10 protein-coding genes are annotated in these 20,896 nt (G+C 62.5%); 3 read left to right on the plus strand and 7 right to left on the minus strand.

Features of this window, described 5'->3' with window-relative positions; genetic code table 11:
* Positions 1-4,845 (plus strand): dermonecrotic toxin domain-containing protein (locus tag Q8X51_RS29005; protein ID WP_407694990.1); only part of this gene is annotated, 4,845 nt, incomplete at its 5' end.
* Between the two features lie 44 nt (positions 4,846-4,889).
* Complete coding sequence (locus Q8X51_RS29010) at positions 4,890-9,560, plus strand: dermonecrotic toxin domain-containing protein (RefSeq protein ID WP_407694184.1); 4,671 nt, start codon at positions 4,890-4,892, stop codon at positions 9,558-9,560.
* Between the two features lie 54 nt (positions 9,561-9,614).
* Here Q8X51_RS29010 and Q8X51_RS29015 read toward each other — a convergent pair whose 3' ends face one another.
* Positions 9,615-11,990, minus strand: coding sequence for an efflux RND transporter permease subunit (locus tag Q8X51_RS29015; RefSeq protein ID WP_027608582.1), 2,376 nt, complete (start codon positions 11,988-11,990; stop codon positions 9,615-9,617).
* A 15-nt stretch (positions 11,991-12,005) separates the two neighbouring features.
* Positions 12,006-13,034 (minus strand): WD40/YVTN/BNR-like repeat-containing protein, encoded by a 1,029-nt coding sequence (locus Q8X51_RS29020; RefSeq protein WP_174562745.1) that lies wholly within the window; start codon positions 13,032-13,034, stop codon positions 12,006-12,008.
* Positions 13,035-13,332: 298 nt separating this feature from the next.
* Between Q8X51_RS29020 and Q8X51_RS29025 the strand changes: the two genes are divergently transcribed.
* Positions 13,333-14,448 carry a Gfo/Idh/MocA family protein gene (locus tag Q8X51_RS29025; protein WP_407694185.1) on the plus strand — a complete coding sequence of 372 codons (1,116 nt, stop codon included), beginning with the start codon at positions 13,333-13,335 and terminating at the stop codon, positions 14,446-14,448.
* Positions 14,449-14,520: 72 nt separating this feature from the next.
* On the opposite strand, the gene Q8X51_RS29030 is transcribed toward Q8X51_RS29025, so the two are convergent.
* The 5 genes from Q8X51_RS29030 to Q8X51_RS29050 all read right to left on the minus strand — a co-directional run bounded on the left by Q8X51_RS29030 (position 14,521) and on the right by Q8X51_RS29050 (position 20,750).
* A complete protein-coding gene (locus tag Q8X51_RS29030; protein WP_407694186.1) occupies positions 14,521-15,369 on the minus strand; it encodes a hypothetical protein in 849 nt (282 codons plus the stop codon).
* 112 nt (positions 15,370-15,481) lie between these two features.
* Positions 15,482-17,185 carry an AMP-binding protein gene (locus Q8X51_RS29035; protein ID WP_065927125.1) on the minus strand — a complete coding sequence of 568 codons (1,704 nt, stop codon included), beginning with the start codon at positions 17,183-17,185 and terminating at the stop codon, positions 15,482-15,484.
* Between the two features lie 31 nt (positions 17,186-17,216).
* On the minus strand, positions 17,217-18,515 hold the full coding sequence (locus tag Q8X51_RS29040; protein WP_065927126.1) for an acetyl-CoA C-acetyltransferase: 1,299 nt from the start codon (positions 18,513-18,515) through the stop codon (positions 17,217-17,219).
* Entirely contained in the window at positions 18,512-19,402 is an 891-nt protein-coding gene (locus Q8X51_RS29045; RefSeq protein WP_315871707.1) for a MaoC/PaaZ C-terminal domain-containing protein, read from the minus strand. Before Q8X51_RS29045 ends, Q8X51_RS29040 begins: the two co-directional genes overlap by 4 nt.
* Positions 19,403-19,406: 4 nt before the next feature.
* The gene (locus Q8X51_RS29050) at positions 19,407-20,750 is read right to left on the minus strand and encodes a 3-oxoacyl-ACP reductase (protein WP_407694187.1); all 1,344 of its coding nucleotides are present in this window, start codon (positions 20,748-20,750) and stop codon (positions 19,407-19,409) included.
* Positions 20,751-20,896: the final 146 nt, after the last annotated feature.

Raw genomic sequence — 20,896 nt, forward strand, 5'->3', positions numbered from 1 at the left:
CCCCCGACCTTTACCCAACACAGCGACGCCCCGGCCCAGGCGGTCAGCCGTCAGTTCGCCTCGCGCCCGAGCCTGAGAGCGGTGTTCGGGCAAATGCTGCAAAAAGCGATCAAAGAGCAATACCCGCCGCTGGACCTTGACGTGCAGCTTACCCGGCTAGCGGTCCCTAACCTGGTCGGGGGCTGGGACCTTAAGCGCTTGCTGGATGTGGCGCTCGATTACGTGGGCAGCGGTACGCTGTTAGACACGGACACGGTCATCGACGGGCGCCGCTGCTTCCTGACCAACCGAGCGCCCCATCCCCTGACCTATGAGGCCGAAGCGGTCAGAGAGCCGGATTTGCAACTGATCAAGGCAAAAATCCTCGACCTGACACCCACCCTGATGACGGTATTCCAGGACGCTCTGACAGATTACTGGAACCAGCCGGGCGACACCGGCCCTATCCGCTGGCAATGGCTGGGCGACCTGTTGGCCACAGGCTTGAGCAGCACCGCCAGCCTGTTACCGACCCAATACCAGCAACAACAAACAGCCCTGCACCACTTGACCGCTTACCCGGACCAAAGAACGCGCCCGACGCCGGTGCAAGGCGGGGTGCATGCCTATTGCCTGGAAACGAGCATCGTCCAGGGCAGCCACACCGCCAACATCATGGAACCCGAATTGCTGGTGGTGCAGGCACAAAACGTCATGCTGTACCGCAGCAACGGCACATTGGAGTTCCATGATTCCCTTGAAGCCTTCACCCAGGCGCGGGGGCGGGACCTGTCGCGCCAGGTGCTGGCCGACAGCGTGACCATCAAACGTTATGAGCCCGACGGCAATAGCTTCGACACCCTCGCGGCCTTGCTGCTTAACCAACAACTGGAAGCGCTCGGCACCGTCGTGCTGCCGGCCAGCGACGGCCTGAACGCCTTGGAACAGCGCATTGCCGACACCACAGACCCCACGCCCTGGTTCATCCAGGCCCCGGCGCCGAGCCCGACCTTTGAGCACACCCTCCAGGCGAACCTTCCCGTGTGGCTGCAAACAGCGACACCCGGTGATCGTTTTGCCTACCGCCAACAGCTGGCTGAATTGGCACGCGTACACCGGCAAACAGCGGGGGCTTCGTTTCTGGATGGCGTCGAGAACCTGCATGACTTCACGCGCAATACCTTGCTCGAACAGATCCACGCCGATCATCCCGAGGTCACGACGATTGATCCGGACGACCTTGAATTGACCTTCCATGTACCCGTCGGCGACCTGGGCAGCGGCTACCTCACGCCCGTGTCCATGAGCCTGACGCAATTGGCGATCAAGAACCTGGCGGCCGCGCCCCAGGGAAGCCTGACCCTGCGCTCCAAATCCGGCGCGACGATACCGGCCTGGATGAACGCCGACTACCTGCTGGGAGAAAAAGGCCTGTTCACCAGCACCCAGGGGCTGATCGCTCGCACCAATATCGGCGAACGCTACCCCACCACCCTCAGGGCCCTGTTGTTGGGCAACGACAGTGAAGCCCAACGCCGTGAAGCGTTGTTCGACCAAGCATTGCGCGTGCGCCTGCCACTGCAGGCCCTGGAGCACAAGATACGGGGCGAGCATGGCATGACCTGGCAAGGCTACCGTTATGTGCAGGCGTTGATGCAGCGCAGCGCCGCGGACCGGGTGGTCGACGACCTGAGCATTGTGATTCACGCCCTGGCCTTCCACCGCACACCGCATTCCAAGCCGGATGTGGTCAACAACATGTTCATTATCGAGGCGTCGGACCGTCAGGTCGGTCCGCATATCCTCTACCGGCCGCTGTATCCGGACTCGCTACGCCAGTTTGCGAGCCGTGACGCGCTGTTGGGCGCCATTGCTGAGCCTGGCCCCCTGCAAGACAGTGTGCTCAGTTGGCTACCCGACCACGCCCGGCCGATCTACAGCAACAATGGCTTTGTCAGCCCGCATATCATCCGTTTTGGCCAGGGCGACGACACCGTGCAATGGCCGGCACCGGCACCCGCGCAGTTGGCGGACGATAGCAACGGGGATGCAGTGCTGGGGTCTCTCGCCCAGTCGTTGGCCGCTGGCAACCTGACCCAATACCTGTACGGCAGCAACGCGCGGGCGCTGGTCGACCTGGCCGACCGTGACGCCGTGTCCAACGCCGAAAGCCGCTGGGCGATTTTGCTGGAGGGTGGCTGGCTGCTGTTCAACGCACTATTGCTGCCGTTGCTGCGCGGCCCCGCCATGGTCGCGGGCTGGATGGTACAACTGGCCGTCAGCCTGCAACATGACCTGGAGGCCTTGCACGGCGATGACCCGGTCGCACGCGAACTGGCCTGGGTCGATGTCCTGCTCAATATCGGCCTGTTACTGATACACAGGGCGTCGGCGCAACATCCATCAATCGAGCCCGCTTTCACCCCAGCCAAACCGCCCGTGTCCAAGGCCTTGAGTACCTTGCTGCGACGACCTCCCACGCCGTCTGCACACGTTGCGCCAAAGATTGAACAAGGCCCGGTTGGCCTGCCGTCCGAGCCGCCTGCGAGTGATCGTACCGAGGTGGACTTCATCCACTCCACCGCGCGTGACGGTTCCCGACGCCGTCTGTTCAACGCGTTGCTCGAGCACCACGTAGCCTGGCCGGTGCCCGCTCCCTCTCCGGTCGAGTTGGGTGCCTTCAAAGGGTTGTACCGCATTGGTCAGCAGTGGCATGCCTCGGTAGCCGGCCTGCTGTTCCAGGTCAGCATCGTTCCCGACGCAGGCGAAGTGTTCATCGTCAATCCACAAAAAAACCTGCACCCAGGCTTTAAGCTCAGCTACGACGGGCAAGGACGCTGGGCCTTGGACCTGGGTCTCAAACTGCGTGGAGGGGGGCCGAAAAACCGACTCAAGGCCAAGTTGGCGCAAATTGAACAGCAACGTGCAGAGGCGTGGCTGAAGGTCACTCGCCTGGAAAGCCAAATCCTTGAACAAATTGACCAAACCGCCCATTTGTTCGACACCGTGACGGCAACCAAGAAACAATTTGAAGTGCGCGACCGCGAGTTGGCCCATGCAATGCAACGCCTGCGCCTGTCCCCTAATGACCCGTCAGCCGTCAGCGCCCACGCCGTTGAGGCGCGTAACAGGACCCGGGCTCGCTTGCACTTTCTCGTGGCCTATGAAAAGTACGCCCCGGTCACCGAGCAGTTACAGCAAAATCGCCGCGCGATAATCGACGCCTACGCGCAGGTCAAGGCGGCCGATGGCAAGTTCGATTATGAGTCCAGTTGCCTTGAACAGTACCAAACCCTGCTGGCGGCGCAGGAGGTGGATGTCAGCTTCCTGGCGTCACTGCACACCGCCACGTTTGTGTCTGATCGGGGCGAGCTGATGAACGACCTGTTGCGGATGGAGCGCGACGAGCCGGCCAATCAGCGGTTGCTCGATATGACTGAAATGCACTTTGCCACCTCCGAGCGCCATGCCCAGTCCCTGATTGCTATCGACATGACGTTGGAAGAGATGGCGAACCGCCTCAAGACCGGGCCGGCAGAGCGCCTGAAGTTCCTCAATGCCATGCCCCATCGGCGCTTCTACAACCGCCTCTGTGCCATTGTCGAGCCGCTCGACCTGCTGGCGGCGTTGAGCATTGATGAGCTGAGGGAGCCAGCCACCGCCCAGGAAGAATACTTTATGGCGCGGCTGGAGACCTTGCACTTCCCTCAGGTCTCCGTAGAGCACTCGTACATCGACCTGTTGACCACCCAAGGCTTCACCTCTGCCGAGCGCAAAGAGGTGTTGGTGAATGTGATCGAGCATTACAGCCGGCGCCTCCAGGCCTACCGCATGCTGATGGAACTGGACTCGACACTGCTGCGTCCGCGCTATATGCCGCTGTTGATCGAGCGCCTGGAAACCCTGCGCGCCGCAGCCGAGACAGACTTGGCGGATGTACTTCGCGAGGATGAATTCCTGCCTGCCCAGTTCGTGCGTTTCAAACCAGCGCAACTGCCATCCCCGACCAAGCGCGTGTTCCGGTCGCGGGACAAAGGAACACTGGTGGGCAACCTGCTGCCCCCCGACGCCGAGATGCCCTTTCCAACCATTGTGGTCAAAAACCCGCTGACCGACGAAATCAGCGCGCGGTTCATGGAGCATCCCCATGAAGGCTGGGTGGAAATCGTCGACGCACCGCCGCAGCGCCCGGCACCCGTGCCACGCCAGCGAGCCCTGGCGACCCTGCGTACGGAAGCTCAGCGGCTGATCGATCAAATCACCGCCCTGGAAAAATCCATCGAGTTTCAGAAACGCAAACTGGCCGACCCGCAGCGCCGTGACGACGTCAACCCACAAGACTGGAATGACATGTTCGGCCACCAAGCCAGGAAAATCGAGGCGATTGCCGATGAAATCCAGGCCCATCACCTGGATAAGCCTGATGTCCCCCAGGCCCTGGAGCGCCTGCGCATGCGTGCAACGGACCTGCGCCGTCAGGGTGAGCAACACTGCATAGAAGGCTACAAGGCCCAGCGTCCGCGCCAGGAAAACATTGATTACCTGCGTCGCCATGCCGCCGTGGATATCGGCCTGGTGCATGGCCCGCAGCGCACTGGCGCGAATGACTATGTCTCGGAGTTTGCCATTCGCGAAAAGAACCGCGTCGACGTGCTGTGGTACGCGCATTTTCACTACAGCAGCGCCGACAGCCCGCGCGGCGACTACACCGCCGCCCACCTCAAACGCCCGGAACACCGGTTCACCACCTTCAAGGACCTGATCGCCAAGGCAGGCCCGGACAGCCACGTGATCGTCAATGACCTCTACAGCCCCATCAACCGGCCGCTGGACCAACAACTGTTCCTCGTCCTGATACCTGAATAAACCCCGCGTCGGGCTGACCGCCCATAAAAAGGATTTTTATGTCGATGCACGCAACACCCACTACTCATGCGCTGACCGCCCAGGCCGTCAGTGCCCAATTTGCCAGTCGCCCCTCCCTGGAGGCGGTGATCCAACCCTTACTCGGCGCAGCCATTGCCGAAACATACCCCGACTTGATCATCGACCTGTCGCGCACACGCCTGGCAACCCCCACCGGGAAAGGTGGCTGGACCCTGGCCCCCTTGATGACGGTTATCCAGCGCTACCTGGCCGAAGGTGGACCACTGGACTTCAACGAAGTCGACCATCTGCCCTACTACCTGTCGGATGTCCCGCCCAAGCGCCTCAAGCTACCCGGCACCGAGACGCCTGGGCCGGACATGAAAGTCATTGAGGCGCTGATCAAGACGCTGCCGCCCACCCTGCCCATTGCCCTGCAAGACGCATTGGCCGAGTACTGGAATGCCCCGTCAGACACAACAGTCAGCCGCTGGCGCTGGCTCAGCGACATGCTCAGGAGCACCTTGCGCGCCAGCACCCTGCGCCAGCCGGAACTGGACGAGGCCGCCTGGCAAACCCTGGACCAACTCATCACCACCCCGGACCGTGCACAACGCCTGGCCAAACACGGCGACCACAGCGTGCTCGCCTATGGGCTTGAGACCACGCTGAGCAGCAATGGCCAGGCCGATCGCCAACTGACCGAACACATGGTGCTGACCCGCGCCATCAACGGCGTGGCGCCAGCCCTTTTGTGTGCGCCAAACGGGCAAGTCGAATCCTTTGCCTCAATGGACGCGCTCTTGCAGGCCTGGGGCGAGCGCCTGGCGGCGCACTACCAGGCCAGCACGATTACCTGTAATCGTTACGAACCCGAAGGCTCCATCTTCGACCACCAGGCGTCGATGATTCTGAACCAGCAACTCACGCGCCTGGGCGCCCTGCAACTGCCACTCGGCCAAGACCTGCAGACGCTGCACACGCTGTACCTGGAAATCACCGACCCAGGGCTGTGCTTTCTCGACGCCCTGCAAGCCCCTGCGCAAACACTCGCCAGCGTGCGTGCGCAGCTACCGCAGAATCTGCGTGGCGCCAGCCCCGCCGACCGTGCCCGCTACCGCCATTACACCTTGGCCCTGGCGGGTCTGAAACAACGCGCACAGGACCCGGCCCTTGCCACCGACATTGAAGACATCCAACGTTTTACCGTTGCGGCCCTACAACGCGAAATGGGCCGTGAAACAGCCGTCGGCAACGGTCCAGACCAGATCCCGACACAGGGGCTTAACCCGGATGATGTGCAGCTGACGTTCGTGGTTGCCGCCGGTTACCCGGGTGGTGCCGGGATTGTCGAGCACGTGCGCATGAGCCTCACGGAGCTGGCCATCAGAAACCTGAGTGGTCGTCCCAGCGGCGAGTTCACCCTCGCCCATCGCCAGGGCACCCCCTTACCGGCGTGGCTGACACCGGCCTACGTTATCGCCCTGGTTGAGCGAGTGGATATCGGCCAGCATTACCCCCATTACCTCAAGGACCAGTTGCTCAGCGATACGGCCAAGGCCCGCACCCAGGAAACGCTGTTCGCTGAACACCTGTCGGTACAACTGCCGCTATTGGCGCTGGAGTTGAGCCTCAAGCGCGAAGCCGGTGTGACGCCCGTGGGCGCACGCATGGTCGAGTGCCTGATGCAGGCCACCAGCAGCGAGCAGCAACTCGACGGCCGTGCAGTGGTGATTCGTCATCTGGCGCTGCTGCACAGCCCCGCCGCCCAGCCGGACGTGGTGAGCAACATGTACATCATTGAGTTCCAGGACGTCAGCAGCGGCCCGCACCTGCTGTTTCGCCCGCTCTATGCCCAACCGTTGCACGAGTACGCCAGCCACGCCGACCTGCTGGCCGCGATCGCCGCACCTGGCGACATGCAAGCCAGCATCCTGACCTGGCTGCCCGACAACACCAGGCCGATCTACGACAACGGAGGTTTTCACGAACCCCATTACCTGCGGTTCGGCCAGGGCGATGAGTTCGCCCCCAGGGAAACGCCGCCGCCGGCGACCCTGGCACTCGATGGTATCAACGAAGAATTGCAGCAGTGCCTGGTCACGGGCAGCCTGATGCAGTACCTGTTCAGCGATAACGCCCGCGCCTTGGTACAACAGGCTGACCGAGCCTCCGTGTCCAACAGTGAAAGTCGCTGGCAGACCTTGCGCGAAGGCAGCGGCTTGCTGTTCTTCAGTGTTATACAACCCGTGCTGCGCGGCCCGGCAATGCTGATGGGGTGGTTGCTGGCCATCACGACCAGCCTGACGCAAGACATCCAGGCGCTCGGCAGCCAGAACCCCAAGGTCCGTGAACAGGGCAGCATCGACCTGTTGCTGAACGTCGCGCTGTTGCTGCTGGACTTCCCGGCAACGCCCATCACACGGCGCCCGCTGCCGTTGGCGGTCACACCGCCCGCCTCCGCCACCGCGCTGCCACGGCGCAGCGCCGAACAATGGCCGGTGCCTGCGCCGGCCCAGATTCGCCAAGGCACCGTCGCCCTGCCCGGCGAGCTGCCGCAGGGCAACCACACCGCCCTGGATTTCAGCTTTGCCCAGGCCCACCAGCGCCTCACCCACAGCCAGCGCATGCGCTTGCAAACCTTCAGGGTCACACCACCTGCCACGTTGCCGCAGCCGGTGCTCAACGGTCCGCGCAAGGGGCTGTACTTGATCGGCACCACCTGGCATGCACGGGTTGACGGTGAGCTGTTTCAAGTCAGCCTGGGGCACGACGCCAGCGTGGTGATTGTGGATCCCGCCGACCCTGATCGCAGCGGCCCTTACCTAAGGACGCAGACGCCCGGCACGTGGACGATCGATACCCGCCTGCGCCTGCGCGGTGGCATGCCCCTGGGCCGCATTGCCGCCGAACGCCAACGTAAAGCGATGCGTATCAGCCAATTGCAAACCGAGTATGAGCAATTTCTCAAAGGCCAGGCGTCGCTGCAGAGCTCCGCCGATGAAGCTCAAGCGGCCATGGACAAAGCCGACAAGGACCCGACGATCGGAGAAACCCAACGGGCCCGGATCCGAAAACAATTTGACAGCGCGCTGCACAGCCAGACAGCGGAATTTCAGAAGATCCTGGACAGCGCCAAGGAACGGGGCGAACTGGGCATCGCATTACCGCTTACACCGCTCGAGCGCATCCTGGAAAATACCGTCAAAAATACGCGCAAGCATGTGGTCGTGGCAGAAAATGACCGGCAAGCCCTCTATCGCGCCAATCAACGCTTTACCCGCGAAGGCCCGGCGTTGTACCTGGCGGTGCTTGGTGAGCCGGCGAGCTACCGGCAGTTTCTCCAGCGGCTGCTGGAGATCAATGAACGCAGCATTCATTGGCTGGAGCTCAAGGACCGCTCCCTGGAACAGCTGTTTGAGCTGAGCCCTGCCGGCGCCGAGAGTGCGACTGGATTGACGGCCGACCGGTCGAACGAAATCAGCGCCCTGGCAGTCAAGGACCTGCACATTCGCTGCTTGAAGCGTTTGATTGTCAAAGACGTTGAACATCCTCTGTTCAATGCCTTGAACACCATCGTCGATCCCTTGCAGGAGCATGTACGCACCCACAGCGAACTCAACAGCCTTGAACTGCCGGGCAGTGACCGCCTGAATGTACTGGAGAGCCTGGTGGAACACTATGGCAGTGCCCTCGACGCCTTGCAGGGCCTTGGCATCCTCGATGCCGAAGTCCTCGACCACACCTACAGCAGCAAACTGTTCACGCTGGTCGAGGCGCTCTACCAGGACGCCAGCCAGCGCCTGGCCAGCGAAATCAAACCGGCGGCACAAGCGCCCAAGCGCTTGCCAAAACGCCCGATGAGCAGCCACGGCGCTGCGCCTAAGCGCGTGATCAAGACCCGCCGCAAAGGCACATTCATCGGTGAACTCAAGCCCATCGGCAACGTCGATATCGTCGAAGTCCGCGCCGAGGGCAGCGACCAGTTGCTGGGGATGTATTCACAAAGCGGTGATGAATGGGTTGAATTCGTCCAGGCGCCGGCCCCACAACCGCCGGCGCCGACCCGTAGCCTGAGCGTAGTAAAGGGCCAGGCACGCAAACTCCTGGCCATGCTTCAGGACCACTTGAACCGGGGGGAGGCCTATCGAAAAATCTCCAGGCACCCGCAGGAAGTGCAGGAAATTTTGCAGTATGAAGCCGTGCGCTATGACACCTTGGCCACAGAGCTGCACCGTGCCATCGAAGCCCAACCCGAGGCTAGCAGGAGCGCCGCCGACCAAGCGCTGGTGGTGCAACTGCGCGAGGCCTACTCGCGGTTGAACAGCCAAGGCCAGGCGTTACGTTTGCAACTGTGCCTGCAACTGCCGCCCACCCATGCCAACCTCGAATACCTCATCGACCAGCAACAGGCGAACGTTGCGTTGCTGGGCAAACGTATTCAGTTGGGTGGCCCACGTCGTGACTTCATCCAGGAGTACGCGATCAACGACGCGAAAGGCTTTACGCTGTGGTACGCGCACTTTCACTACCCCGGCGCGAATACGCCCAAGGCCGATTACACGGCCGCCCATTTGAAAACCCGTGAGCAACGCCGCGAGAGCTATTACAGCCTGCTGGCCAAGGCGCAAAGTCCCCAGGCCATCGTCAATGTGCATCGAGGCTTGATCGGCAAACAGCTGGCTGAACGCTGGTTCCTGTCCTTCGAGTCGTGAGACCGGCAATAGCCTGTGGCGGCGGCACTTACGCGTTCGCCACAGGCTGCAGGCTCAGTGGGCGAACAGCGAATTACCCTTCTGCCCCGCCAGCTTCTCAGGCTTGATCAGGAACCGCGCCAGCGCCGGCAACAGCCATAGCGCACCGAACATGTTCCACAACAGCATGAAGGTCAGCATCAGGCCCATGTCGGCCTGGAACTTGATGGCCGAAAAAATCCAGGTGCACACACCGATGGCCAGGCACAGGCCGGTAAACAGCACCGCTTTGCCGGTGGACTTGAGCGTCTGGTAATAGGCTTCCTGCAACGGCAACCCCGCACGCAGGAAGCTCTCCAGGCGGCTGTAGATATAGATGCCGTAGTCCACGCCGATCCCCACGCCCAACGCCACCACCGGCAAGGTCGCGACCTTGACGCCGATACCCATGAACGCCATCAGCGCGTTACCCAGCACCGAGGTCAGCACCAGCGGCAGCACGATGCACAGGGTCGCGGCCCAGGAGCGGAAAGTGATCATGCACATGGTCGCCACACACAGGTACACCAGGATCAGGATGGTCAGCTCGGACTCCTTGATCACCTCGTTGGTGGCCGCTTCGATCCCGGCATTACCGGCGGCGAGGATGAATTCCAGGCCGTCCTTGTTGTTCTCCTTGGCGAAGTCCTGCACCGCATGCACGGCGCGGTCGAGGGTTTCGGCCTTGTGGTCGTTGAGGAACACCAGCACCGGTGCCAGGGAGCAATTGTTGTTATACAGGCCGTCAGCGCGAGCGATGGAGTTGTTCAGCACATCCGGGTTGCGCGACAGGGTTTCCCATTTCAGGTTGCCCTCGTTCATGCCCTTGATCATCTGCTTGGACACGGTCACCAACGAGATCGCCGACTGCACCCCCTCGGTGTTCTGCATCTTCCACATCAACTGGTCGATGGGCGCCATGGCTTCATAGCGCGAGCAGCCTTCGGCCTTGGTCTTGACCATCACCACCAGCACGTCGGAGCTGGTGGAGTAGTTGCTGATGATGAAGTTGTTGTCCTTGTTGTAGCGCGAATCCGGGCGCAGCTCCGGCGCGCCCTGGTCGAGGTCGCCGATCTTCAGGTTCTGGCTGTACCAGAGGCCGCCGCCAAAGGCGACCAGCGCGAGCAGGACCGAGACCGGCGCGACTTTGGGGCTGGCGAATTTCGACAGCAGGCGCCAGAACGGATGTTCGCGGTGCGCGTCTTTCTTGCTCCGGGCGATGGCACGCTTGCTGATACCCGCATAGGAAATCGCCACCGGCAGCAGGATCAGGTTGGTGAACACGATCACCGCCACGCCGATGGACGCGCCGATGGCCAGTTCGCGGATCACGCCGATATCGATGATCAGCAGCGTGATAAAGCCCACGGCATCCGCCAGGATCGCGATCATCCCCGGCAGGAACAGTTGCCGGAAGGTGCGCCGCGCGGCCGTCAAGGCGTTGTCCGCCTCGCTGGATTGCAGGGCGATACCGTTGATCTTCTGCACACCGTGGGAAATCCCGATGGCGAAGATCAGGAACGGCACCAGCATCGAGTACGGGTCCAGCCCGAAGCCGAAGAAGTGCATCAGGCCGAGTTGCCAGACCACCGCCACCAGTGTGGTGCTCAACACGGCGATGGTGCTGCGCAGGCAGTTGGTGAACCACAGCAATAGAACCAGGGTGATGACGAAGGCAACGCCGAAGAACAGCACCACCATCACCAGGCCGTCGATCAGGTCGCCGACCTTCTTGGCGAAGCCGACGATGTGGATCTTGACGTTGGGGTTCTGGGCTTCGAACTTGTCGCGGATCTTGTCTTCGAGTTCATGGGAGAACTTGCGGTAATCCAGGGCCAGCAGCTTGCCCTGGTCCTGCGGGTCCGGGTAGGACTCCAGCAGCGGGATGTCGACGATACTCGACTTGAAATCGTTGGCCACCAGCCGTCCGACCTGGCCGGACTTAAGCACGTTGTTGCGCAGTTGATCGAGGCTTTGCGTCGAGCCGTTGTAGCTCTGCGGGATCACTTCACCGCCGGCGAAGCCTTCTTCGGTGACTTCGGTCCAGCGTACGCTGGGGCTCCACAGCGACTTGAGGCCCGAGCGGTCGACGCCGGAGATGTAGAACACCTCGTCGTTGATCTGCCTTAGGGTCTCCATGTATTCCTTAGTGAAGATGTCACCGTCCTTGGCCTCCACCGAGATACGCACCGTGTTGCCCAGGTTGGCCAGGTCGTTGCGGTGTTCCATCATCTTTTCGATGAAGGGGTGCTTGAGGGGGATCATCTTTTCAAAGCTGGTGGACGGGCGAATCAACGTCGCCTGCCAGAACAGGAAAATGCTCACCAGCAGGCAGATCACGATGACTGCCGGGCGGTTATTGAAGATCAGGCGCTCAAGAAAGGTCGCTTTATCGTTGTGATGACTGCTCATGCGTTCCCCGCCTTCTTATTGTTTTGTCGGTTCGGCGCCAGTGGGTGTGGCGACGCGAACACCACCCTGCCCGACCAGAATCAAGTTGCCGTTGCCTGCCGCCGTGACGGCCGACAATGAAATACGGTCGGGGCGATTGAACACGCTGAAGGTCTGGCCGTCGTCATGGCTGACCACCACGCTGCCGCCGTTGCCGACCACCACCAGCGAACCGTCTTCGAGCAAGGTGGCCCCCGACAAGCCGAACTCCAGGGCGCCGCGTGCGGCATTGAGTTCGACTTGTTCCCAGGTGCTGCCGAAATCCGTGGAGCGGTAAAGATTGCCGCGCAAGCCGTAGGCCAGCAGGGTTTGGGGTTGTGCGGTGCTGATCACGCCAAACAGCGAGCCCTCGTAGGGGCCTTCGAGTTTTTCCCAGGTCTGACCGTCGTCGCTGGAGCGGAACATGCTGCCCTGCTCGCCGACGATAAACAGGCCGGCGTCCTTGATCCGGGCGATGGCGTTGAGGTGAAACTGGTCTTCATTGTCGAGGCGGTCACTGACGTCTTCCCAGGTCTTGCCGCCGTCGGTGGTTTCGATCAGCGCCCCATAGGCGCCCACGGCCAGGCCGTGGTGGGCATCGTTGAACCACACATCGAGCAACGGCGCTTCACGCTTGAGGTCTTGATACTGCTGGGTCCAGGTGGCACCGCCGTCGGTGCTGGCGAGGATTTGCGCATCATGGCCCACCGCCCAGCCCTGCTTGTCATCGACGAAATACACCGCCGTGAGCAGTTGCCGGGTGGGGACCTTGGCTTGGGTCCAGGTGCTGCCCTGGTCATCGGAATAGAGGATGTGCCCACGATCACCGACCGCCACCAGGCGCTTGCCGGCATGGACGACATCGATCATCAGGCCTTTGGCGGCCTTGGGGGATTCAATCGCAAAAGAGGTATCGCTGGCGGCCTGGACGACGGTCGGCAACGCGACAGTCCCAAACAGCGAGAGCGCTGCGGCCAGCAACGCAACCCTGCGTGCGGCGCGTGGGCGGCAAACAACCCAACCCATGACAGGCTCACTCATAGACCTTTCTCCCATTTATTATTGTTAGGTCGTCTCGCCTTCCCGGGCCCTGAAACCTGCAATCTAGAGCGCCTGGAGGAAGCAGGGGCCATCCTATCGGGCTTTCGAATCGTCTGACAATCGGTGCTACGTTATCTTTTGTTAACTGACGGCGTTTGGCCATGCCTGAATAGGAGGGTATTAGCCAGGCTGATTAATGAATTTTTATTCCATCTATTGAAATATGGGAATTTTTATTCCATTAATAGCCTTCCTGAAAACAATAATCCAAAGGACCACGGCTATGCGTGAACTCGGAATCGGCTTGATCGGCACAGGCTTCATGGGCCGCGCCCATGCACTGGCCTTCAACAATGCCCGGGCGGTATTTGAACTGCCGGTACACCTCAAGCTGGCCGCCCTGGCCGATGCCGACACCGAACGCGCCCGGCGCTGTGCCACGGCCTGGGGGTTTGCCCAGGCCCACGGCGACTGGCAGGCGCTGATCGACGACCCCGCCGTGGATGTGGTGGCCATCACCACGCCGAACCACCTGCACTTTCCCATGGCGATGGCGGCCATTGCAGCGGGCAAGGCGGTGTACTGCGAAAAACCCCTGGCGGTCAGCCTGGAGCAGGCCGATGCCATGCGCCAGGCCGCCCGCGAAGCCGGGGTGGTGACGCGGGTCGGCTACAACTACCAGCACAACCCGATGATCGGCCTGGCGCGGCAATTGATTGCCGAGGGTGACCTCGGCGACATCATCAGCTTCCAGGGCGAGTTCAGCGAAGACTTCATGGCCGACCCGGCGTCACCGTGGTCGTGGCGCTGTGAAGTGGAGCATGCCGGTGGCGCCCTGGCGGACCTGGGCAGCCACTTGCTGTCGATGGCGCGTTACCTGGTGGGCGATGTGACCGCCGTGTGTGCCGACACCCAGACCGTCCACGCCCAACGCCCGGCCGTCAAAGGCAGCGCCGAGCAGAAAGCCATCGCCGTGGATGACCAGGTGCACGCCCTGCTGCGCTTCGCCAACGGCGCGCGCGGCACGGTGAGCAGCAGTTGGCTCAAGCACGGTTACAAGAACCACCTGAGTTTCGAGATCAGCGGCACCAAGGGCACCTTGGCGTTCGATCAGGAGCGCTTGAATGAACTGCGCCTGTGCCGTGTCGGCCAGGACGGTTTCCAGCGTTTGCTGGCCGGCCCTGCCCTGCCCGGCTACGCAGCGTTCAGCCCGGCGGCGGGGCATCAGTTGGGCTACAACGAGCTGAAGACCCTGGAGGTGCAGGAGTTGATCATGGCGCTGGCCGGCCAGGGCGCGGATGGCACCGACTTTGACGCGGCGTGGGAGGTGGAACGGCTGGCGACGGCGATTCGTGTGGCGGCCCGTGAAGAACGCTGGGTCAACCTAAACTCGCTCTGAAGCGCAATGCAAAACCCTTGTGGGAGGGGCAAGCCCCCCTCCCGACTTTCAGATCACCTGCACACCTCTCAATCAGCGGAAGTGAAGCCTGTCGAGCATGTCGGGACGCCTGAGGAGTTCCTTCGCCAGCCAGGCCTGGCGACCGAAGTAGGGATGCCTGGTAACGGTCCAGTTGGCAACTTCATGCAGTTTTTCGAGGCTGAGGTGGAAGGGCCACTGCGGAGCCTTGAACAGATCGACATCACGCATCAGCTCTCGGGCCAACTCTTTGTCATTCTGGTTTTTAAACATCGTGATGTTGAGGTTGTTTCGATCGATCAGGCCATCCAGCCCGCCGGTGATATGGTGACGGTCCATATCATCGACCAGGCCTCCACGCCTCATCAGTTCCCGTGCCAGGCGGATATTCTGGTCTTTTTCATAATCGCCGGTCAGCGGTTTGCCGGCCATATCCTTCAGGCCGTCCTTGGTGATGAACCCATTGGGTGCCTTGAAGTCATCGAACCTGTCGAGCAGCATGCGTGATAGGTCCGCATTGCTCTTGCTACCGAAACCGTAGCAGGGCCTGCAGGGGAACGGGTCGGGACTTGGAGGGCGCTGGGCGCCAAAGCAGTGGCGGACGAACAGCTTGAAATTGCTCATAACCCCCAGGGGCCAATAACCTGCTTTGATCTGCTGTGCACGGTCACGCGCCTCGAAGCCGGCGGTATCCGCGTTCGCGTAAAACGCCGGCGACCGCGGGGTGTCACTCGACTGAAAGCTGATTGAGGCGCTCTTTTGCGGAGTGGCGGACGAATTCGCCGTTGGTTTTGGGGAAGAGCTATTGCCCTGATCCACCTCCGAGTCCAGGCGTGAGGAAGTAACAGGTTTATCAAGAGCAGGCGCCAACATCGTTTGATGTCTCCAGTCCGGTTTGGCCAAAAAGTGTTCACCTGCCTGTCCAGCGTCGCACCAGGACGCAGATACACAGCGATAACGCTGGGTTGCAAGTAGTCCTTATGTGGCAAGCCTGTCCGAATCAGTTCCTGCTTTTCTAGCGCAAGGCTCGACGCAGCACTTTGCCCACTGTCGTTTTAGGCAACTCGGTACTGCGAAACTCCACATACCTGGGCACCTTGTAGCCCGTCAGGTATTCGCGGCAATGGGCGAGGAGCTGTTCCTGGGTCAGGTTCGGGTCCTTGCGCACCACGATGATCTTGACCTTCTCCCCCGTCACGCCGTCTTCCACGCCGATGGCCGCCACTTCGCCGACGCCCGGGTGCAGCGCCACCACGTCTTCGATTTCATTGGGGTACACGTTGAAGCCCGAGACCAGGATCATGTCTTTCTTGCGGTCCACCAGGCGGATATAGCCGCGTTCATCCATCACGCCGATGTCACCGGTCGACAACCATCCCTCGGCGTCGAGCACTTCGGCGGTGGCGTCCGGACGCTTCCAATAGCCCTGCATCACCTGTGGGCCGCGCACCTGCAGTTCGCCTTGCTCGCCGATATCGGCCAGCTCGCCGTCTTCACGCATAAACCGTACCCAGGTCGACGGCAGCGGGACGCCGATGCTGCCGGTGAATTCCATTTCGCGCATGCGCGCAATATCGATCGGGCTGATGCTCACCACCGGCGAGCATTCGGTGAGGCCGTAGCCTTCGATGATCGGCAGCCCGGTGACGTCCTTCCAGCGCTTGGCCACCGCCGTGTGCGTGGCCATGCCGCCGGCGATCACCATGCGCAGGTCGGAGAAGTCCCGGGCGCAGAACTCCTTATTCTCCAGCAAGCCGTTGAACAGCGTATTGACCCCGGCAATGCCATTGAAGCGCTCCTTGCGCAGGATCATCTGCACCCGCTTCACATCCCGCGGGTTGGCGATAAGGATGTTGCGCCCGCCCAGGCACATGAACATCAGGCAGTTCACCGTCAGGGAAAAGATGTGGTACAGCGGCAGCAGGGTGACGTTGGTTTCCTGCTTGTCCTGGTCCAGTTGGTCGCCGACCCAGGCCTTGGCCTGCAACAGGTTGGCGATGATATTGCGATGGCTGAGCATCACGCCCTTGGCATCCCCGGTGGTGCCGCCGGTGTATTGCAGGAAGGCCAGGTCGTCGAGGTGCATGTCCACCGGGAAGTGGTTGAGCGCGCGGCCCTGCTTCAGCACTTGGTTGAAACGCACCGAGCCCCTCAGGTTGAACGCCGGCACCTGCTTTTGCACGCGACGCAGGATGAAGTTCATCGCCGCGCCCTTGAAGCTGCCAAGCAGATCACCGATGGCGGCCACCACCACGCGCTTGATGCTGCTGCCGGCGATGACTTTTTCCAGGGTGTGGGCGAAGTTTTCGAAGATCACCACGGTTTCGGCGCCGCTGTCCTTGAGCAAGTGCTTGAGCTCATGGGCGGTGTACAACGGGTTGACGTTGACCACCACCGCGCCGGCCAGGATCGTGCCCAGCAGGCAGATCGGGTACTGCAAGCAGTTGGGCATCATCAGCGCCACGCGGTCGCCCTTCTGTACGCCCTGGCCCTGCAGCCAGGCGGCGAACGCAATGCCTTGCACCTGCCAGTCGGCGTAGGTCATTTCGGTGCCGATGCTGACGTAGGCGACCCGCTCGCGAAATTTCTCCAGGTGCTCCAGGAACACCTCGCGCAACGACGGGTAGTCCTCGATACCGGCATCGATGTCCGCCGGGACGCCGGGCAGGTAAGCGTTCAACCAGACCCGTTCGGTGTGTTCCAGGCTGATAGCGTTCATGGCAGTCTCCTTATTGTTGTTTTTGATGGGGCTACTTTTCGACGATAGCGGTAATGCCCAGCCCGCCCGCCGCGCAGATGGAAATCAGGCCGCGACCGCCGCCCCGCTCGTGAATGGCCTTGGCCAGCGCCGCCAATTGCCGGCCACCGGTGGCGGCAAACGGGTGGCCGCAGCCTAGAGAGCCGCCGTTGACGTTCATTTTGGCGCGGTCGATGGCCCCCAGCGGCGCCTCCAGGCCGAGCCGTTCGCGGCAGTAGTCGGCGTCTTCCCAGGCCTTGAGCGTGCACAGCACCTGGGCGGCAAACGCTTCGTGGATCTCGAAGAAATCGAAGTCGGCGAAACTCAGTCCTTCGCGCTTGAGCATGCGCGGTACGGCGTAGGCCGGCGCCATCAGCAGGCCTTCGCTGCCGTCGACAAAATTCACCGCCGCCGTCTCGCCCGTGCGCAGGTAGGCCAACACCGGCCAGCCATGGGCCGCCGCCCAATCTTCGCTGGCCAGCAGCACCACCGAGGCGCCATCCGTCAGTGGCGTGGAGTTGCCCGCCGTGAGGGTACCGTGCTGGCGGTCGTAGGCCGGGGACAGGCCGGCGAGTTTCTCCAGGCTGGCGTCGGCGCGCAGGTTGTTGTCCCGCGCCAGGCCGCGATGGGGGCTGATCAGGTCGTCGAAGAAACCGCGCTGATACGCGGCATCCAGGCGCTGGTGGCTGGTGAGGGCCAACTCGTCCTGGGCCAGGCGCTTGATCTGCCAGCGTTGGGCCATGGCTTCGCAATGTTCGCCCATGGACAAACCGGTACGCGGCTCGCCATTGCGCGGCAACAGCGGCTTGAACAACATCGACGGACGCACCTTCAGCAGCGCCTTCACCTTGTCGCCCATGCCCTTGGCGCGGTTGGCCGCGAGCAAGGTGTGGCGCAGGGATTCATTGATGCCGATGGGCGCGTCGGAGGTGGTGTCGGCACCACCGGCGATGCCCACGTCAATCTGGCCGAGGGCGATCTTATTCGCTACCAGCAAGGCCGCTTCCAGGCCGGTGCCGCAGGCTTGCTGCACATCGTAGGCCGGGGTCTGCGGGGACAAGGTGGTCGACAGCAGCGATTCACGCGCCAGGTTGAAATCCCGTGAATGCTTGATCACCGCGCCGGCGGCAAACTCGCCCAGGCGCTGGCCGTGCAGGTTGTAACGGTCGACCAGGCCTTGCAGCGCCGCCACCAGCAGGTCCTGGTTGCTGTCGTGGGCATACACCGTGTTGGAACGGGCGAACGGGATGCGGTTGCCGCCGATGATCGCCACGCGGCGGGTCGGGGCCGGATTGAAGCTGTAGTCACTCATGTAGGGCTCTCATTCCAGACAAATAGCCCGCGCATATGCGGTTTGTCGCCGGCGAAATTGCGCACTTCGAATTCGCGCTGCGGGCCGCTCACGGGGTGTTGCCACAGGGCGACCTGGCCGGGCAGGAAGATCGGTAGCTTGAAGTCGCAATGGGCTTCGGCCTGACCCAGGCCCCCGGGGGGTTGTTGAGCGGCCAATGCGCGGCCGAGGGTCCACATGCCATGGGCGATGGCGCGGCGAAAACCGAAGAGCCTGGCGCCGATCAGTGAGGTGTGGATCGGGTTGAAGTCCCCGGAGACCTTGGCGAAGCGCCGCCCCAGATCGGCCGGCAACACCCAGCGCTGGGTGCGCAACAGGCCCTCCTCCTGCAACGCCAGCGCGTCCTCCCATGGCTCGCCGACGGGACCTTTCACCGCGCGGCGCAGGTACAGGCTGTCGCTTTCCCACACCAGGCTGCCGCTGCTGTAGGCACGGGTGGCGATGCTCAGCGCCTGGCCCTTGGCGTGGGCCACCCAACGTTCGCAAAAGACTTCCAGGCGCAGCGCCTGGCCTTCCTGCAGGCGCTGGTGCTGCCGGATGCGGTTGGCCAGGTGCACCATGCCACTGGCCGGGTACGGAAAACTCGGACGGGTCAGCAGCATCAGGTGCAGGGGGAACGCCAGCACATGGGGGTACGACAGCGGCACGCCTTGTTCGCGGCGAAAGCCACAGGCACGGCCGTAAGCCGCAATGCCCGCAGCGGACAATTCCACCGCCGAGCGCACCAGGCGCTCCCTGGGCAACAGCGGTGCGCCGTCGAGCTTGGGTTTGCGCAGGCCACGTACGCCGTCCAGCAACAGGCGCGTGCGTGATGGCGGTGGGTCGATGATCTGCGTCACGTAGTCCATGGACTCAGGCTCCCAGCAGGCTTTGGCCGCACACGCGCACGACCTGGCCATTGACCCCGCCCGACGCCGGGTGCGCCAGCCAGGCAATGGTTTCGGCCACATCGATCGGCTGCCCGCCTTGGGACATCGAGTTCATGCGCCGCCCCGCTTCGCGAATCATCAGCGGAATTTTTGCGGTCATCTGGGTCTCGATAAACCCCGGCGCCACCGCGTTCACCGTGACCTGTTGCGCCGCCGCACGCGGGGCCAGGCCTTGCACCAGGCCGATCACGCCGGCCTTGGAGGTGGCGTAGTTGCTTTGCCCGAGGTTGCCGGCAATGCCGGAGATCGACGACACGCACACGATACGCCCCCCCGGATTCAGGCCCTGGCTATCCAACAAGGCACTGCTCAGGTGCAACGGTGCTTCGAGGTTGACCGCCAGCACGCTGCGCCAGGCCGCCTCCGTCATCTTGGCGATGGTCTTGTCGCGGGTGATCCCGGCGTTGTGCACCACCACATCGAAGGCACCGTATTGGCCGACATGGGCATGCAACTGGGCAGCGGCGTCCGCTGCCGTGATGTCCAAAGGCAGCGCCGAACCGTCCACACTCGCGGCCGCCTGTTGCAGCGAGTCCCGGGCCTGGGGCACGTCCACGCAGACCACATGCGCGCCCTCGCGGGCCAGGACCTGGGCGATGGCCAGGCCAATGCCTCGGGAAGCACCGGTGACCAGCGCGCGTCGGCCGGCGAAGGGTTTGTCCCAATTGACGGCGACCTGCCCATCCACCGGTTTTTCCAGGCGCACCACCTGCCCCGACACATAGGCCGAACGCCGCGACAGGAAGAAACGCAGGCTGCTGTCCAGTGCGTCTTCCGCTCCCGGAGCCACGTACAACAACTGCACGGTGATCGCCCGGCGCAACTCCTTGGCCAATGAACGCACCAAGCCTTCGAGCGCACGCTGGGCGATGGCCTGGGGCAACTCGGTGCAGTGTTCCGGCGCGGTGCCCAGCACCACAACGCGGCCATGTTGGCCCAGGCGTTTGGCGTTGGCGTGGAAGAACTCATAGAGCTCGCCCAGTTGTTGCAAGCCGGTTATGCCGCTGGCATCGAACACTGCGCCCTGCACCTTGACCGTGGACGGCGCCTTGAGCGTCGCCGGGGTGGCGGTGACCGTGTCGGTGGCGCTGAACACCTGTTGCACCTGCGCAGCCAGGCGCCCTGCCCCGGCGACAATCACCGGGTTGGCCAGGCCTGGCTGGCCGTTGCGGTGACGCTGCAACGGCACGGGCTGGGGCAAGCCCACCACCTGGGCCAGGCGACGGCCCCAGGGGGAATTGACGAACGATAGGTAGCTGTCACTCATAGATAGATCCACTCACCACACAAACTTGCCGTGTAAACCCGATCCATGTCGGAGGGGGCAAGCCCTAATGCCAGTCATGTAGGAGCGAGCTTGCTCGCGAAGAAACTCAGGGCCACCACGTTTCTCCAGAATGAACGCGTTGCTTA

This window comes from Pseudomonas sp. Yb2C2, from assembly GCF_052112325.1.
In the GTDB taxonomy this organism is placed as follows: Bacteria; Pseudomonadota; Gammaproteobacteria; order Pseudomonadales; family Pseudomonadaceae; genus Aquipseudomonas; species Aquipseudomonas marginalis.

Excerpts from the sequence above, each read along its gene's own strand:
- Q8X51_RS29035 (WP_065927125.1), bottom strand. The coding sequence starts at position 17,185 with ATGAACGCTATCAGCCTGGAACACACCGAACGGGTCTGGTTGAACGCT.
- Q8X51_RS29010 (WP_407694184.1), top strand. The coding sequence starts at position 4,890 with ATGCACGCAACACCCACTACTCATGCGCTGACCGCCCAGGCCGTCAGT.
- Q8X51_RS29050 (WP_407694187.1), bottom strand. The coding sequence starts at position 20,750 with ATGAGTGACAGCTACCTATCGTTCGTCAATTCCCCCTGGGGCCGTCGC.
- Q8X51_RS29020 (WP_174562745.1), bottom strand. The coding sequence starts at position 13,034 with ATGGGTTGGGTTGTTTGCCGCCCACGCGCCGCACGCAGGGTTGCGTTG.
- Q8X51_RS29045 (WP_315871707.1), bottom strand. The coding sequence starts at position 19,402 with ATGGACTACGTGACGCAGATCATCGACCCACCGCCATCACGCACGCGC.
- Q8X51_RS29025 (WP_407694185.1), top strand. The coding sequence starts at position 13,333 with ATGCGTGAACTCGGAATCGGCTTGATCGGCACAGGCTTCATGGGCCGC.
- Q8X51_RS29015 (WP_027608582.1), bottom strand. The coding sequence starts at position 11,990 with ATGAGCAGTCATCACAACGATAAAGCGACCTTTCTTGAGCGCCTGATC.
- Q8X51_RS29040 (WP_065927126.1), bottom strand. The coding sequence starts at position 18,515 with ATGAGTGACTACAGCTTCAATCCGGCCCCGACCCGCCGCGTGGCGATC.